12 protein-coding genes and 1 pseudogene are annotated in these 13,699 nt (G+C 69.9%); 11 read left to right on the top strand and 2 right to left on the bottom strand.

Annotated features, from left to right (window positions below; genetic code table 11):
- Positions 1–44: 44 nt before the first annotated feature.
- Positions 45–455 (bottom strand): annotated as a pseudogene (gene tnpA / locus A6A29_RS13480) (IS200/IS605 family transposase); the annotation flags it as partial.
- Between the two features lie 26 nt (positions 456–481).
- Here tnpA and A6A29_RS13475 point away from each other — a divergent pair.
- The gene (locus tag A6A29_RS13475) at positions 482–1,708 is read left to right on the top strand and encodes an RNA-guided endonuclease InsQ/TnpB family protein (RefSeq protein WP_073720301.1); all 1,227 of its coding nucleotides are present in this window, start codon (positions 482–484) and stop codon (positions 1,706–1,708) included.
- A gap of 15 nt (positions 1,709–1,723) precedes the next feature.
- On the opposite strand, the gene A6A29_RS13470 is transcribed toward A6A29_RS13475, so the two are convergent.
- Positions 1,724–2,650, bottom strand: coding sequence for a hypothetical protein (locus A6A29_RS13470; protein WP_073720300.1), 927 nt, complete (start codon positions 2,648–2,650; stop codon positions 1,724–1,726).
- Between the two features lie 227 nt (positions 2,651–2,877).
- Here A6A29_RS13470 and A6A29_RS13465 point away from each other — a divergent pair, with 227 nt between their 5' ends.
- From A6A29_RS13465 to secG, 10 genes are all read left to right on the top strand, one after another.
- Positions 2,878–3,492, top strand: coding sequence for a papain-like cysteine protease family protein (locus A6A29_RS13465; RefSeq protein ID WP_073720299.1), 615 nt, complete (start codon positions 2,878–2,880; stop codon positions 3,490–3,492).
- 4 nt (positions 3,493–3,496) lie between these two features.
- Entirely contained in the window at positions 3,497–4,435 is a 939-nt protein-coding gene (locus tag A6A29_RS13460; RefSeq protein WP_073720298.1) for a hypothetical protein, read from the top strand.
- Between the two features lie 111 nt (positions 4,436–4,546).
- Positions 4,547–6,694 carry an excinuclease ABC subunit UvrC gene (gene uvrC, locus A6A29_RS13455; protein ID WP_073720297.1) on the top strand — a complete coding sequence of 716 codons (2,148 nt, stop codon included), beginning with the start codon at positions 4,547–4,549 and terminating at the stop codon, positions 6,692–6,694.
- Positions 6,691–7,701, top strand: a complete 1,011-nt coding sequence (gene rapZ / locus A6A29_RS13450; RefSeq protein ID WP_073720296.1) for an RNase adapter RapZ — start codon at positions 6,691–6,693, stop codon at positions 7,699–7,701. Before uvrC ends, rapZ begins: the two co-directional genes overlap by 4 nt.
- Entirely contained in the window at positions 7,698–8,732 is a 1,035-nt protein-coding gene (locus tag A6A29_RS13445; RefSeq protein WP_073720295.1) for a gluconeogenesis factor YvcK family protein, read from the top strand. The genes rapZ and A6A29_RS13445 overlap by 4 nt, the downstream gene beginning before the upstream one ends.
- Positions 8,723–9,712 carry a DNA-binding protein WhiA gene (gene whiA, locus A6A29_RS13440; RefSeq protein ID WP_030919772.1) on the top strand — a complete coding sequence of 330 codons (990 nt, stop codon included), beginning with the start codon at positions 8,723–8,725 and terminating at the stop codon, positions 9,710–9,712. The genes A6A29_RS13445 and whiA overlap by 10 nt, the downstream gene beginning before the upstream one ends.
- Positions 9,713–10,165: 453 nt before the next feature.
- Positions 10,166–11,176: a type I glyceraldehyde-3-phosphate dehydrogenase gene (gene gap, locus A6A29_RS13435; protein ID WP_073720294.1), complete on the top strand. Its 1,011-nt coding sequence runs from the start codon at positions 10,166–10,168 to the stop codon at positions 11,174–11,176.
- A gap of 111 nt (positions 11,177–11,287) precedes the next feature.
- Positions 11,288–12,499, top strand: a complete 1,212-nt coding sequence (locus A6A29_RS13430; RefSeq protein ID WP_073720293.1) for a phosphoglycerate kinase — start codon at positions 11,288–11,290, stop codon at positions 12,497–12,499.
- Between the two features lie 6 nt (positions 12,500–12,505).
- Positions 12,506–13,282, top strand: coding sequence for a triose-phosphate isomerase (gene tpiA, locus A6A29_RS13425; RefSeq protein WP_073720292.1), 777 nt, complete (start codon positions 12,506–12,508; stop codon positions 13,280–13,282).
- 114 nt (positions 13,283–13,396) lie between these two features.
- Positions 13,397–13,633 carry a preprotein translocase subunit SecG gene (gene secG, locus A6A29_RS13420; protein WP_018104607.1) on the top strand — a complete coding sequence of 79 codons (237 nt, stop codon included), beginning with the start codon at positions 13,397–13,399 and terminating at the stop codon, positions 13,631–13,633.
- Positions 13,634–13,699 lie beyond the last annotated feature (66 nt).

Here is a 13,699-nt window from a genome sequence, read left to right as displayed (position 1 = left end):
GTGGTGAAGCGATTCTGAACGCTGCTCTGACCGGCAGGCTGGAGCGGACGGTTCCGCTGCTCGATGTACTGACGGACGATGGACAGAGGAGCCCCGCCCACCGATCCGGCGAAGTAGGAGCCGGACCACAGGTGCTGGGCCCGCCAGTAGTGCCGGACCAGTTCTGGGTACTCCTGGCGGAGCCTGCGTGAGCTGACGCCCTTGAGTGAGTTGACCAGCTTGGACAGGGCCACCTTCGGTGGGAAGTTCACCAGCGGATGCACGTGGTTGTTCTCGCCGTTGAACTCCACCAGCTCGCACCCGAAGTCCTCACAGACGGCTCGCATGATCTCCTCCATGCGTCTCAGGTGCATGTCCTCGAAGACCTTGTGCCGGTACTTCGTCACGAAGACCAAGTGTGTGTGGAGGACGAAGGCGCAGTGACGACCAGTACGAATGTTCTGATACTCAGCCATAAACCAGGCGTAGTAGTTTGATTGGTATGCAGCTTCGGTACACCTTTCGCGTGTACCCGAACGGTCCTCAGCGTGCCGCGCTGGCCCGGGCGTTCGGGTGCGCCCGAGTTGTGTTCAACGACGCGTTGCGCGCCCGCAAGGATGCCCGCGAACAGGGCCTGCCGTACCCGAAGGCCGGCGACCTGTCCAAGCAGGTCATCACCGAGGCGAAGAAGACCGGGGCCCGTGCCTGGCTCGGTGAGGTCTCTGCCGTGGTGCTGCAACAGTCCCTGCGGGACCTGGACACCGCGTACACGAACTTCTTCGCGTCACTGAAGGGCACCCGCAAAGGACCGAAGATCGCTGAGCCGCGGTTCAAATCCCGCAAGGACAGTCGGCAGTCGGTCCGCTTCACCCAGAACGCGCGGTGGAAGAATACTCCCGGCGGGGACCTGATGCTGCCGAAGATCGGTGCGGTGCGGGTGAAGTGGTCCCGTGCTCTGCCGTCGGTCCCCTCGACGGTGACCGTGATCAAGGATGCGGCCGGGCGGTACTTCGCGTCCTTCGTCGTGGAGACCGGGCCCGAAACGCTGCCCGAGGTGGAACCGGTCGTCGGCGTCGACCTCGGTCTGGGGCATTTCGCGGTCCTCTCCGACGGGACCAGGATCAGCAGCCCCCGGTTCCTGAGGCGTGCGGAGAAGAAACTGAAACGGGAGCAGCGCGGTCTGTCCCGTAAGGCGAAGGGGTCGAAGAACCGGGAGAAGGCCCGGATCAAGGTCGCCCGTGCACACGCACCGGTGGCTGATGCGCGGCGCGAGTTCCACCACCAGCTCTCCACACAGATCATTCGCGAGAACCAAGCGGTGGCTGTGGAGGACCTGGCGGTGAAAGGGCTCGCCCGTACGCGTCTTGCCAAGTCCGTGCACGACGCGGGATGGTCGGCGTTCGTCGCGATGCTGGAGTACAAAGCGGCACTCTATGGGCGTGTGTTCGTCCGGATCGGTCGTTTCGAGCCCACGAGCCAGGTCTGTTCTGGCTGTGGCGTCAAGGACGGTCCAAAGCCCCTGCATGTCCGCGTCTGGCAGTGCCAGGCGTGCGGGGCGGTCCTGGACCGGGACATCAACGCGGCAGTCAACGTCGCACTGGCCGCCGGACTGGCGGTGACAGCCTGTCGAGCGCAGGTAGGACCAGGACTTCGTATCCCGGCACAGCGCGAAGAAGCAGGAACCCGCCGAGACGGTCAGTCGACCGTGGCAGGAATCCCCGTCCTTTAGGGCGGGGAGCGGAAGTCAATCCCAGTCCCAGTCGATGCCGACGAGACCGGGCCGTACCCCCTGCTCCACCAGATGTACGGTCCGGTGCCGGCCGGTGAGAGTCAGGTCGGTCCGGGCACCGCGCGCCGCTCCCGCCGATACCTGGACGAAGCGCCGGCACCGTACCGGCAGCGCCGCCTCGTCGAAGCGGATCTGGAGCACGTACTGCCCGCCGCCGAAGGTGAAGCCACGCACGTACTCGGCGCAGGGCTCACCCGTACCGTCGTCGAAGGCGTAGCCGAAGAGGTACGTCTCACCGGCCCGCAGCCGGGTGTCGAACAGCAGTTCCGCCACGAGCACCCCCGTACCCCGGTCCCAGCGGACCCGGCCGGTCCGGCAGTTCTCCCGGGCCCGTACGGTGATCCGCGACGGCTCACAGCCCGGATCGCCCCGGTAGACCGCGAGGTAGCGGTCGACGCCGTCGCGATGCGCCCGCACGACGTGCTGCGAGTCGCGGCCCGCCATCTCCCGGCCCGCCCCTATCCGGACCCGCTCCTGATGCCCCACGGTGTGCAGCCCGCCGTCCACCGGTGACTCCATCGCCGCCAGCAGCCGCTCCACCGCACCCGACGCCTCCATCAGCGAGCGGTACGAGCGTGCCGCCGGACGCTCGGAGTCCGCGGGCGCGTCCCCGGTCTCCAGCAGCCGCAACAGCGAGTTCTCCGGCAGCGCGAGAACGGCCTCCAGCGCCCGCACGGCACGCAGCGACTCGGCGCGCCGCGGGCGACGCGCGCCCTGCTGCCAGTAACTGAGGCTCGTCACCCCGACCTTGATCCCCCGGTGCGCGAGGTGGTGCTGGACCCGCTGGAGCGGCAGCCCGCGCACGGACAGGGCGGTGCGCAGGGCCAGATGGAAGGGGCCGGTGTGCAGCACCTGGGCGAGTTCGGTCTCGGTGTGCCGCATGTCGGGCCTCCGGTGAACGTTCACGACGGGGAGCGGGGACATCACCCCGGTGGGAGCGGGGGGCCAGGTGACCGGGGCGGGACTGTTCACACATCCGTCGCGCCGTTCACACCGTGATGTCACCCCGCATTGAAGCGTGTTGACCGGTTCCGGACAACGGTCGATGCTCCTGAACAGCGTCCGGACGCGCTCCTCCGATCCCACCCCCCCGCCATGGGAGGAACGCCATGCACAACCGAAGAATCAGGCCGGGAAGGTTCCCGTTCACGGCACTCCTGGCCGCCGTGCTCCTCGCCGTTCCGGCGGCGACCGCCACCGCCGCCCAGATCCCGGCCGTCACGCCGGACAGCAGCGCCGTCGCCGCCACCCAGCGGCTGAACATCACCATGCAGGCCCAGCAGAAGACCAACTGGTGCTGGGCGGCGGCGGGCAACACCATCGCCACCTGGTTCGGGCGGAACTACTCCCAGAACCAGTTCTGCAACGCCGCCTTCAACCGGTCCCAGGGCTATGAGTGCCCCAACTCGCAGGCCACGCTGGGCAATGTCCAGGACGGTCTGTCCTGGGCCGGCGTCAACCCCGGTTCGTACGTCACGGGCTACCTGCGTTACGCGACGGTGCAGGGCGAGATATCCGCCGGCCGCCCCGTCGAGACACGCATCCAGTGGTCCTCCGGCGGCGGGCACATGCACGTCCTGTACGGCTACGACGACGCCAGCAGCTGGGTCTACTGGGGCGACCCCTGGCCCTCCAGCAACCGCTACAACTGGGCCTCGCACGCCTGGTACGTGAACAACAACGAGTTCTCCTGGACCCACTCGCTGTACCGGATCGGGGCGTGACGGCATGACTTCCACGACCCGGCGCATCGTCACGGCCACCGCGCTCACCGGCGCCGCCCTGTTCGCCGCCGCCTCTCCCCAGGCCGTGGCGGACGGCGGCCCGGCGGCGCGCCCCGCTCCCACCGCGCCCGCCTTCGCCGCCCCGACCCTCACCGCCCCGGCCCTGGCGGCCGCCCACGAGGCGGCCGTCTCGGCCTCCACCCTGGACACCCTGTCCCGGTTCTTCGCCAGGGAGGGCGCGGTCACCCGGGCGGCGGCCGCACCACGGATCGAGGGAGCGGCCGTCCCCGTACGCACGCTCTCCGCGGCCTTCGTCGCCGGGAAACCGGGAGCCGCCCTCAGCACGCTCGACTACCTCGCCTCCACCGCGGTCTCCTCGGACGGGCAGAAGGCGTCCCTGTGGACCGTCCCGAAAGCGGGCCGGGGCGCCGACTGGCAGGTGGTGAACATCGCCACCGGCGACGACGAGGCGCGCTACACCGCGGCGGGCGCCCGCAAGCTCCCCGGCGGCACCGTCTTCCGGGAGCCGCAGATCGACGCCTGGTACGTCCACAAGGGGAGCAGGGTGCTCCCGCTGGACGAGGACGCCGCCGGGGCGGTCGGTGCCGCGGGAACCACGCTGACCGCCTACGGGAGCCGGGTGCGGGAGGCGTACGGGGACAAGCTCCCCGGCTCCGGCTACGCCCGCTCCGGTAAGGCGGGCGGCTACGGCCCCGACGCGGCGACGGGCTCCGGACCCGCGCCGGGACCCGCCTCGGGTCCGGGCTCCGGACCCGTCATGGCCGCCACCGCGGCCGGTGCCCCGGACACCGCCGCCGACGGGGCCCTGACCGCCACCTCGGCCGTCGCCGGAGCCGGGGCCCTGCTGGCCCTGGCACTCTGCGGCGCCACCGCGGCCCGCCGCCACCGCCGTACCCGGGAAACCCCCGCGTCCGGCGTCTGACCGGCCCCACCGGCCCGCGCTCCGGGGTGCGCACACCTCACCCGCACCCCGGAGCGCGGCACCACCCTCGGCGAGGGCCCGTTGTCACACTCCGCAAGTAGGGTGTGAGACATGGCAGACCCCTCCAGCTACCGCCCCAAGCCGGGACAGATCCCCGACTCCCCGGGGGTCTACAAGTTCCGCGACGAGCACCGCCGGGTGATCTACGTCGGGAAGGCGAAGAACCTGCGCCAGCGCCTGGCCAACTACTTCCAGGACCTGGCCGGTCTGCACCCGCGTACCCGCACGATGGTCACGACGGCCGCCTCCGTCGAATGGACCGTCGTCTCCACCGAGGTCGAGGCGCTCCAGCTGGAGTACTCCTGGATCAAGGAGTACGACCCCCGGTTCAACGTCAAGTACCGCGACGACAAGAGCTATCCCTACCTCGCGGTCACGCTCAACGAGGACTTCCCGCGGGTCCAGGTCATGCGCGGCGCCAAGAAGAAGGGCGTGCGCTACTTCGGCCCCTACGGGCACGCGTGGGCGATCCGCGAGACCGTCGACCTGATGCTCCGCGTCTTCCCCGTCCGTACGTGCTCCGCGGGCGTGTTCAAGAACGCCGCCAGGACCGGCCGTCCCTGCCTGCTCGGCTACATCGGCAAGTGCTCGGCCCCCTGCGTCGGCCGGGTCACCCCCGAGGAGCACCGCGAACTGGCCGAGGACTTCTGCGACTTCATGGCCGGCCGGACCGGGACGTACATCCGCCGGCTGGAGAAGGACATGATGGCGGCGGCGGAGGAGATGGAGTACGAGCGGGCCGCCCGGCTCCGCGACGACGCCGAAGCGCTCAAGCGGGCCATGGAGAAGAGCGCCGTCGTCCTCGCCGACGCCACCGACGCCGACCTGATCGCCGTCGCCGAGGACGAGCTGGAAGCGGCCGTCCAGATCTTCCACGTCCGCGGCGGCCGGGTGCGCGGCCAGCGCGGCTGGGTCACGGACAAGGTCGAGGCGGTCGACACCTCGGGCCTGGTCGAGCACGCCCTCCAGCAGCTGTACGGCGAGGAGACGGGCGACTCGGTCCCCAAGGAGGTCCTGGTACCGGCCCTCCCCGAGGAGACCGAAGCGGTCGCCCAGTGGCTCGCCGACCGCCGGGGTTCCCAGGTCAGCCTGCGCATCCCGCAGCGCGGCGACAAGAAGGACCTGATGGTCACCGTCCAGCGCAACGCCCAGCAGGCGCTCGGACTGCACAAGACCAAGCGCGCCTCGGACCTCACGACCCGCTCCCGTGCCCTGGAGGAGATCACCGAGGCGCTCGGCCTCGACACGGCACCCCTGCGCATCGAGTGCTACGACATCTCCCACCTCCAGGGCGACGACGTGGTGGCGTCCATGGTGGTCTTCGAGGACGGGCTCGCCCGCAAGAGCGAGTACCGCCGCTTCCAGATCAAGGGTTTCGAGGGCCAGGACGACGTGCGCTCGATGCACGAGGTGATCGGGCGCCGCTTCAAGCGCTATCTCCAGGACAAGGAGCGGACGGGGGAGTGGGAGGAACCCCAGGAACCCGGCCCGGCGCCCACGGGTCCCGTCCCCGCACCGGCGCCCAGCGGTCCCGCGCCCAGCGGCCCCGTCCCCGCACCGGGGCCCGCCGGGGAGCTCGGTCCCGTCACCCATGACGCCCGTCCCGGGGAGAGCGAGCCCCGCGAGGACCCGCACGACCCCGGTCCCGGGGAGAGCGAGCCCCGTGAGGACGACGGCCGTCCCAAGCGGTTCGCCTATCCGCCGCAGCTCGTCGTGGTCGACGGCGGGCAGCCCCAGGTGGCCGCCGCCAAGCGCGCCCTGGACGAGCTGGGGATCGACGACATCGCCGTCTGCGGGCTGGCCAAGCGCCTCGAAGAGGTCTGGCTGCCCGGTGACGACGACCCCGTCGTCCTGCCCCGCTCCAGCGAGGGCCTCTACCTCCTCCAGCGCGTCCGCGACGAGGCGCACCGCTTCGCCATCACCTACCAGCGGGCCAAGCGGGCCAAGCGCATCCGCAGCAGCCCCCTGGACGACGTCACCGGCCTCGGCGAGACCCGGAAACAGGCGCTGATCAAGCATTTCGGTTCCGTGAAGAAGCTGAGGCAGGCGACAATCGATGAGATCTGCGAGGTCCCGGGGATAGGCCGCAGGACGGCGGAATCGGTGGCCGCCGCCCTCGCCTCGACCGCCCCGGCCGCGCCTGCCGTGAACACGGCCACAGGAGAGATCATTGAAGAGGACGACGGGGGCACGTCATGAATGAGCACACGCACGAGACCGAGAACGGCACCACGCCCGCGCACGAACCCGAGCGCGACCATGAACACGAGCACGAAGACCGAGCAGACGGAGCAGCAGACGTGAGTACGGGCACCGCGAACGAGACGGGCGAGACCGCCACGGCAGCCATTCCCGAACTGGTGATCATCTCCGGGATGTCGGGCGCCGGGCGCAGCACCGCCGCCAAGTGTCTGGAGGACCTCGGCTGGTTCGTCGTCGACAATCTGCCGCCCGCGCTGATCCCCACCATGGTGGAGCTCGGCGCCCGCTCGCAGGGCAATGTGGCCCGGATCGCCGTCGTCGTCGACGTGCGGGGCCGCCGCTTCTTCGACAACCTCCGGGAGTCCCTCGCGGACCTGGAGGCCAAGCACGTCACCAGGCGGATCGTTTTCCTGGAGTCCTCCGACGACGCCCTGGTGCGCCGCTTCGAGTCGGTGCGCCGCCCGCACCCGCTCCAGGGCGACGGCCGGATCGTCGACGGCATCGCGGCCGAGCGCGATCTGCTGCGCGAGCTGCGCGGCGACGCCGACCTGGTGATCGACACCTCCAGCCTCAACGTGCACGAACTGCGGGCCAAGATGGACGCCCAGTTCGCGGGCGACGAGGAGCCGGAGCTGCGGGCCACGGTGATGTCGTTCGGCTTCAAGTACGGCCTGCCGGTCGACGCCGACCTGGTCGTGGACTGCCGGTTCCTGCCCAACCCGCACTGGGTCCCGGAGCTGCGCCCGTTCACCGGCCTCAACGAGGAGGTGTCCGCGTACGTCTTCGACCAGCCGGGCGCCAAGGAATTCCTCAACCAGTACACGGAGCTGCTCCAGCTGATCGCCGCGGGCTACCGGCGCGAGGGCAAGCGGTACGTGACCATCGCCGTCGGGTGCACGGGCGGCAAGCACCGCTCCGTCGCGATGTCGGAGAAGCTCGCCGCCCGGCTGGCCACGGAGGGGATCGAGACCGTCCTCGTCCACCGGGACATGGGGCGCGAGTGACCGGGCGCAATCTGCGTCTGCGGAGACTCAGCAGAGCCACCTCGGCGCTCTCCGGCCGCAAGCGCGGCGCCCAGCCCAAGGTCGTCGCGCTCGGCGGCGGCATGGGACTGTCGGCGTCCCTCGCGGCGCTGCGCCGGATCACCGGCGATCTCACGGCCGTGGTCACCGTCGCCGACGACGGGGGCTCCAGCGGCCGGCTGCGCGAGGAGCTGGGCGTCCTGCCGCCCGGCGACCTGCGCAAGGCGCTCGCCGCGCTCTGCGGGGACGACGACTGGGGCCAGACCTGGTCCCGGGTCATCCAGCACCGCTTCGAGTCCAAGGGCGATCTGCACGAGCACGCGGTCGGCAATCTGCTGATCGTCGCCCTCTGGGAGCAGCTCGGCGACCATGTCCAGGCCCTCGACCTGGTCGGCAAGCTGCTCGGCGCGCACGGCCGGGTGCTGCCGATGTCGGCCGTGCCGCTGGAGCTCCAGGCGCTGGTACGGGGGCACGACCCCGACCGTCCCGAGGACATCGTCACGGTGCGCGGCCAGGCCACGGTGGCGCTCACTCCGGGCGAGGTGCAGTCCGTGCATGTCGTCCCGATCGACCCGCCGGCCGTCCCCGAAGCGGTCGAGGCCGTCCTCGACGCGGACTGGGTGGTGCTCGGTCCGGGCTCCTGGTTCTCCTCCGTGATTCCCCATCTGCTGGTGCCGGATCTGCTCGACGCGCTGGTCGCCACGAAGGCCCGGAAGGTCCTTTCGCTGAACCTCGCGCCACAACCCGGTGAAACAGATGGCTTCTCTCCGCAGCGTCATTTGGAGGTTTTGGGACGACACGCCCCTAAACTCGCCCTGGACGTGGTGCTGGCCGACGAGGCCGCCGTGCCCGATCGCGAGTCCCTCGCCGATGCCGCAAAACGGCTCGGTGCCGCGGTCGAGCTGGCGCCTGTGGCCTCACCCGACGGCGTTCCGATTCATGATCCGGAGCTGTTGGCCGCCGCGTACGACCGTATTTTTCGGATGCATGGAAGGATCGGCCCATGGCGATGACGCCAGCGGTGAAGGACGAAATCTCTCGGCTTCCCGTCACCCGGACCTGCTGCAGGAAGGCAGAAGTCTCGGCGATTCTTCGTTTCGCGGGCGGGCTGCACCTGGTGAGCGGCCGGATTGTGATCGAGGCGGAGCTGGACACAGCGATGGCGGCGCGCCGGCTCAAGCGCGACATTCTCGAAATCTTCGGGCACAGCTCCGAACTGATCGTGATGGCTCCCGGCGGGCTGCGGCGCGGCTCGCGCTATGTCGTCCGCGTGGTGGCGGGCGGTGACCAGCTGGCCCGCCAGACCGGCCTGGTGGACGGCCGCGGCCGTCCCATCCGCGGGCTCCCCCCGCAGGTGGTCTCGGGGGCCACCTGCGACGCGGAGGCAGCCTGGCGCGGGGCGTTCCTGGCGCACGGCTCGCTCACCGAGCCGGGCCGCTCCTCCTCGCTGGAGGTGACCTGCCCGGGTCCGGAGGCGGCGCTCGCACTGGTCGGCGCGGCCCGCAGGCTCTCCATCGCGGCGAAGGCGCGCGAGGTGCGAGGCGTGGACCGTGTCGTCGTCCGGGACGGCGACGCGATCGGCGCGCTGCTGACCCGGCTCGGCGCCCATGAGTCGGTGCTGGCCTGGGAGGAGCGCCGGATGCGGCGCGAGGTCCGGGCCACGGCGAACCGGCTGGCCAACTTCGACGACGCCAACCTCCGCCGCTCGGCACGGGCCGCGGTGGCCGCCGGGGCCCGGGTGGGGCGCGCGCTGGAGATCCTGGGCGAGGAGGTGCCCGAGCACCTCGCGGCCGCCGGACGCCTGCGCATGGAGCACAAGCAGGCGTCCCTGGAGGAGCTCGGCGCGCTCGCCGACCCGCCGCTGACCAAGGACGCGGTCGCGGGCCGGATCCGCCGGCTGCTGGCCATGGCCGACAAGCGGGCCCAGGACCTGGGCATCCCGGGGACGGAGTCCACCCTGAGCGAGGAGCTGGCCGACGGCCTCGTCGGCTGACCGGGCTCCTCGCACCGGCCGCCGGCCGGCACACGACCGCCCGAGCCGACCGGGTCGTGACCGCCCGAGCCGACCCAGGTCGTGACCGCCCGAGCCGACCGGGTCGTGACCGCCCGGCCGGCACACGGCGCGGGCCGACAGCACACGACCGCGCCGACCGCCCCCCGGACCTCCTCGGGAAGGCGCCGCGACCCCTTCACGAAGGCGCCGCGAACCCTCCGGCGCCGATGCTCCGTACCGCCTGTCGCGGGCCCGGGACCAAGGTCCCGGGCCGCGTAGGGACCAAAGGACTCAAGGCCCGTACTCCTACCCGGGAGTAAGGGCCCGCCTGCTCGTCCAGCCCTCTCGATGTCACTCCCGGGCCCTTGGAGAGGTAGGGTCGGAGGCGGTCGGGGACATCCCATACAACTCGCCGGCGTCGAAAACCGGCGTACCTAACGAGGAGATCGGTTCGTGACGATCCGCGTAGGCATCAACGGCTTTGGCCGCATCGGTCGTAACTACTTCCGCGCGCTGCTGGAGCAGGGTGCGGACATCGAGATCGTGGCTGTCAACGACCTGGGTGACACTGCGACCACGGCCCACCTGCTGAAGTACGACACCATTCTGGGTCGTCTCAAGGCAGAGGTGAGCCACACCGCCGACACCATTACCGTCGACGGTCACACCATCAAGGTGCTCTCCGAGCGCAACCCGGCCGACATCCCCTGGGGTCAGCTGGGCGTCGACATCGTGATCGAGTCGACCGGCATCTTCACCAAGAAGGCCGACGCCGAGAAGCACATCGCCGGTGGCGCCAAGAAGGTCCTCATCTCGGCTCCGGCCAAGGACGAGGACATCACCATCGTGATGGGCGTCAACCAGGAAAAGTACGACGCGGCCAACCACCACATCATCTCCAACGCCTCCTGCACCACCAACTGTGTGGCGCCGATGGCCAAGGTTCTCGACGAGAACTTCGGCATCGTCAAGGGCCTGATGACGACGGTCCACGCGTACACCAACGACCAGCGCATCCTGGACTTCCCGCACTCGGACCTGCGTCGCGCCCGCGCCGCGGCCGAGAACATCATTCCGACCACGACGGGTGCCGCCAAGGCCACCGCCCTGGTCCTTCCGCAGCTCAAGGGCAAGCTCGACGGCATCGCGATGCGCGTCCCGGTCCCGACCGGTTCCGCCACCGACCTCGTCGTGGAGCTGCAGCGCGAAGTCACCAAGGACGAGGTCAACGCCGCGTTCAAGAAGGCGTCCGACGACGGCGACCTCAAGGGCTTCCTGACCTACACCGAGGACCCGATCGTCTCGTCCGACATCGTCGGCGACCCGGCGTCCTGCACCTTCGACTCCTCCCTGACGATGGTTCAGGAAGGCAAGACGGTGAAGATCCTCGGCTGGTACGACAACGAGTGGGGTTACTCCAACCGCCTCGTCGACCTGACCGTCTTCGTCGGCGGCCAGCTCTGATCCTCGGATCGGCAGGCATCTCGATGTGAGAGTGGGGCTCGAACGGCGCAACGCGGCGTCGTTCGAGCCCCCTTGCATGCTCATCCGTCGTTGCAAGGAGTAACGGAACTGATGAAGACGATCGACGAACTTCTCGCCGAAGGGGTCGCGGGGAAGCGGGTATTCGTCCGCGCCGACCTCAATGTGCCGCTCGACGGCACCACCATCACCGACGACGGCCGCATCCGGGCCGTCGTCCCGACGGTCGCCAAGCTCGCCGACGCCGGTGCGCGGGTCATCGTCGCCTCGCACCTGGGCCGCCCCAAGGGTGCCCCGGACCCGGCCTTCTCGCTGGCGCCCGCCGCCGCCCGCCTGGGCGAGCTCCTCGGCAAGGACGTCGCCTTCGCGACCGACACCGTCGGCGAGTCCGCCCGCGCCACGGTCGCCGCGCTCACCGACGGCCAGGTCGCCGTCATCGAGAACCTCCGCTTCAACGCCGGTGAGACGGCGAAGGACGACGCCGAGCGCGGTGCCTTCGCCGACCAGCTGGCCGAGCTCGCCGATGTGTACGTGGGCGACGGCTTCGGCGCCGTCCACCGCAAGCACGCCTCGGTCTTCGACCTCCCGGCCCGGCTGCCGCACTACGCGGGCTTCCTCATCGCCACCGAGGTCGGCGTACTGAAGAAGCTCACCTCCGACGTCAAGCGGCCGTACGCCGTCGTCCTCGGCGGCGCCAAGGTCTCCGACAAGCTCGGGGTCATCGACCACCTGCTGGAGAAGGCCGACCGCATCCTGATCGGCGGCGGCATGGTGTACACCTTCCTCAAGGCCCAGGGCCACGAGGTCGGCAACTCGCTGCTCCAGGAGGACCAGGTCCCGGCCGTCCAGGGCTACCTCAAGCGGGCCCAGGAGCTCGGCGTGGAGTTCGTGCTCCCCGTCGACATCCTGGTCGCGGGCGAGTTCCCGGACCTGAGGACCAAGGCCCCGGCCCACCCGAGCACGGTCGCCGCCGACGCCATCCCGGCCGGCCAGCAGGGTCTGGACCTCGGTCCCGAGACCCGCAAGCTGTACGCATCGAAGCTCGCCGACGCGGCCACCGTCTTCTGGAACGGCCCCATGGGCGTCTTCGAACACCCCGACTACGCCGAGGGCACGCGCGCGCTCGCCCAGGCACTCGTCGACTCCCCGGCCTTCAGCGTCGTCGGCGGTGGCGACTCCGCCGCCGCCGTCCGCATCCTGGGCTTCGACGAGAACGCATTCGGCCACATCTCGACCGGTGGCGGCGCCAGCCTCGAATACCTCGAGGGCAAGACGCTTCCCGGCCTCGCCGCACTGGAGGACTGACTCTTCATGACCACCCGCACCCCGCTGATGGCGGGCAACTGGAAGATGAACCTCAACCACCTTGAGGCCATCGCCCACGTCCAGAAGCTCGCCTTCGCCCTGGCCGACAAGGACTACGACGCCGTAGAGGTCGCCGTCCTGCCGCCCTTCACCGACCTGCGCTCCGTGCAGACCCTGGTCGACGGCGACAAGCTGAAGATCAAGTACGGCGCCCAGGACATCTCGGCGCACGACTCCGGCGCGTACACCGGTGAGATCTCCGGCGCCATGCTCGCCAAGCTGAAGTGCACGTACGTGGCCGTCGGCCACAGCGAGCGCCGCCAGTACCACGCCGAGACCGACGAGGTCTGCAACGCCAAGGTGAAGGCCGCGTTCAAGCACGGCCTGACCCCGATCCTCTGTGTCGGCGAGGGCCTGGACATCCGCAAGGCCGGTGACCAGGTCTCCTACACGCTCGCGCAGCTCGACGGTGCCCTCAAGGACATCCCGGCCGAGCAGGCCGAGTCCATCGTGATCGCCTACGAGCCGGTCTGGGCCATCGGGACCGGCGAGGTCGCCACCCCCGAGGACGCCCAGGAGGTGTGCGGAGCGATCCGCCGCCGGCTGGCCGAGCTGTACTCGCAGGAGCTGGCCGACGCCGTCCGTATCCAGTACGGCGGCTCGGTGAAGTCCGGCAATGTCGCGGCGATCATGGCCCAGACCGACGTGGACGGGGCCCTGATCGGCGGCGCCGCGCTGGACACCGACGAGTTCGTCAAGATCGTCCGCTTCCGCGACCAGTGAGTATGCGCTAGCGCGGATCCGTCGTACCCTTGCGGGGGCCGAGGGGGGTAACACCCTCCGGCCCCCGTTGTCCGTACATGCAGTCCTAAGAATTCCGGAAAGTAGGGACCAGCCGTGATTTTGGGGTTCGAGATCGCCCTGATCGTCTTCAGCCTGCTGCTGATGCTGCTGGTGCTGATGCACAAGGGAAAGGGCGGCGGCCTCTCCGACATGTTCGGTGGCGGTATGCAGTCCTCCGTCGGTGGTTCCTCGGTCGCCGAGCGCAACCTCGACCGCATCACCGTCGTGGTCGGTCTGGGCTGGTTCGCCTGCATTGTGGTCCTTGGGCTGCTGATCAAGCTGGACAACTGACCCGTCGTCCGCGAATCCCGGTGAGGGTGTAACTCCTTTCACTGGACGCGCGTTGGGCCTTACGTA

It is taken from the genome of Streptomyces sp. TSRI0281 (assembly GCF_001905125.1).
GTDB lineage: Bacteria > Actinomycetota > Actinomycetes > Streptomycetales > Streptomycetaceae > Streptomyces.
Note: the sequence above shows the minus strand (reverse complement) of the source record. Positions and strands in the feature narration are given on the sequence as shown.

What these genes read in the sequence shown, in the direction of transcription:
- A6A29_RS13475 (WP_073720301.1), top strand. Translation starts at nt 482, where the DNA reads ATGCAGCTTCGGTACACCTTTCGCGTGTACCCGAACGGTCCTCAGCGT.
- A6A29_RS13470 (WP_073720300.1), bottom strand. Translation starts at nt 2,650, where the DNA reads ATGCGGCACACCGAGACCGAACTCGCCCAGGTGCTGCACACCGGCCCC.
- A6A29_RS13465 (WP_073720299.1), top strand. Translation starts at nt 2,878, where the DNA reads ATGCACAACCGAAGAATCAGGCCGGGAAGGTTCCCGTTCACGGCACTC.
- A6A29_RS13460 (WP_073720298.1), top strand. Translation starts at nt 3,497, where the DNA reads ATGACTTCCACGACCCGGCGCATCGTCACGGCCACCGCGCTCACCGGC.
- uvrC (WP_073720297.1), top strand. Translation starts at nt 4,547, where the DNA reads ATGGCAGACCCCTCCAGCTACCGCCCCAAGCCGGGACAGATCCCCGAC.
- rapZ (WP_073720296.1), top strand. Translation starts at nt 6,691, where the DNA reads ATGAATGAGCACACGCACGAGACCGAGAACGGCACCACGCCCGCGCAC.
- whiA (WP_030919772.1), top strand. Translation starts at nt 8,723, where the DNA reads ATGGCGATGACGCCAGCGGTGAAGGACGAAATCTCTCGGCTTCCCGTC.
- A6A29_RS13430 (WP_073720293.1), top strand. Translation starts at nt 11,288, where the DNA reads ATGAAGACGATCGACGAACTTCTCGCCGAAGGGGTCGCGGGGAAGCGG.
- tpiA (WP_073720292.1), top strand. Translation starts at nt 12,506, where the DNA reads ATGACCACCCGCACCCCGCTGATGGCGGGCAACTGGAAGATGAACCTC.